This is a genomic window from Acidobacteriota bacterium (assembly GCA_003225175.1).
Taxonomy (GTDB): domain Bacteria; phylum Acidobacteriota; class Terriglobia; order Terriglobales; family Acidobacteriaceae; genus Gp1-AA112.
Map to the genome: position 1 here is coordinate 1 of QIBA01000267.1, position 1,797 is coordinate 1,797.

1 pseudogene is annotated in these 1,797 nt (G+C 51.9%); it reads right to left on the minus strand.

Going from position 1 to position 1,797, the window contains the following annotated elements:
* Positions 1-258: 258 nt before the first annotated feature.
* A pseudogene (locus tag DMG62_25300) lies at positions 259-1,513 on the minus strand (hypothetical protein).
* Between the last annotated feature and the right edge of the window lie 284 nt (positions 1,514-1,797).

Below are 1,797 nucleotides of genomic sequence, written 5' to 3' on the forward strand. Positions count from 1 at the left end.
CTGGCCAGGAGGAGAAAATCACATCATCGGCCTCTCTGGTGAACGCCGCATGGTCGAAAGCGTCGAGCTTTGGTATTACAAGGAGCCTTGGGAGCACCAGCCGAGAGTGATTCTGTACGGTTCGTGACGATATCAGTGTTAGAGTTCCCGGTGAATGCCCAAGCTGGGAGAGTGGCCACTTTCAAGATGGACGGTTTGGCAGTGTCTGGCCTGCTCTGTAAACATTATCACCGCTAGCTCTGCCGCTGGCCTGCAACGTCAACCCATCCGGACTATCTTCAGCGAACTGCGTTCACTCGCTGGCTTTTCTGGGATTATGAATTTGCTGCTGAGCAGATATCGATAGAGATGGTCCAATGGTTCTGGCGGATACAAATCGTCAGCAGCGATCATCCCATCCTTCTCTTTCCATCTCCATCCTGTGAGGCTGGCCAGTTCTACTCGTCGTCGCACTTCCTCGGCCGCCATGGGATAAACACTGACTCGGACATTTTGCATAAAGAGCCGGGCAATACCTTCCAGTAAGGTTCCAGGCAATTCCCTATAACGATCGTCAAATACATGCAAGAGTACTGTCAAACCAATTGCAAAGTGAATACGGGATTTCGTGTACCGATTTACGTAGGCACTCATTTTGTAGAGTTCCCTTGCGCGGAATAGCATCACTCCATAGGTCAGCTTTTGGAGAGTTTTTATATGGTTCATGACTTCTGCTAGCCGACTTTTGCTGCCTTCCGCACGCTCGCCAGTGAGGGAGAGACAAAACAGTCCCAGTCTTCCTTTGGTTTCCGCTAACTCTCCCTTTGGCACTTGTGCCAAGGTATCCCGAACCGGATTCGCATGAAACTGGCTCACGCTATCAAAACCGCCCAGAAACGTGAATTTCATTTCGGTCCCAGCCTTCAAAGACCGGTCCCTTGCATTCCAAGCAGTCGATCTCCGCTCGTTGCGACCCCAAATCCTCGAACAAGTTTGCGAGAAACGCTTCAGGTGTTCCCAGAGCATGGAACGCTGCATCGATTAGATTCACGCCGAGAATGCCAACAGCTTCTTGCTGGCTCTGATTGCTTAGGTCCCGCAGATTTACGTGTAGAATTATTTCATTGGGCCCTCCACGCGGCACCCTCTGGAAACGTAACCCCACCCACCCATGACAATCATTCGTTCCCGTGTAATTTCTGGCAGAAACACTATCCACGAATGAGAAAAACTTGGTGTCAGCTCCGCGGCTGGCCTGGAGTTGTCCAAGCAGTTGTACCCACTCGGTGTCGAGCATTGCCTGGACGCGCGCTTTAGAGACATAGCGTGTCCCGATTCCATAAAGTTGATCGCTTATTCCCTTGTCGTAGGCTGAGATTGACTTGGCGACCGTGCCGGAAGCGCCTCCCACACGCAGAAACCAACGAGCTACCTCCTGCCCGGCGCCGATCTCCGCGAACGAACCAAAGATGGTGTGATCGAGATTGAGGGCAAGTGCTTTTCGATGTGTGTCGTACTTTTCGTGACTGGACATGGCCTCTTCTCGTCAGTGTGCAGTACCAGGTAAACTGCGAAGCAGCCTTGCCCAATTGCAAGGCTCGGTTCACCGTCCGAAAGAGACCCAATTCGAATGCAATCAGAATTGCGGCTGTGAGAAGCCCCAACGGCTCATTGCAGAGCCTAGGACAAAGATCCGAACAGCGGCGAGCAGGACAAAGAACAAGACAAACACAATGGCGCCAAGGATCGTTTCCTCTCGCGCTTCAGCAGTGCCTGGCCGAACGTTCGAGAATTTTCACTGATTTGGTCAAAGAAACT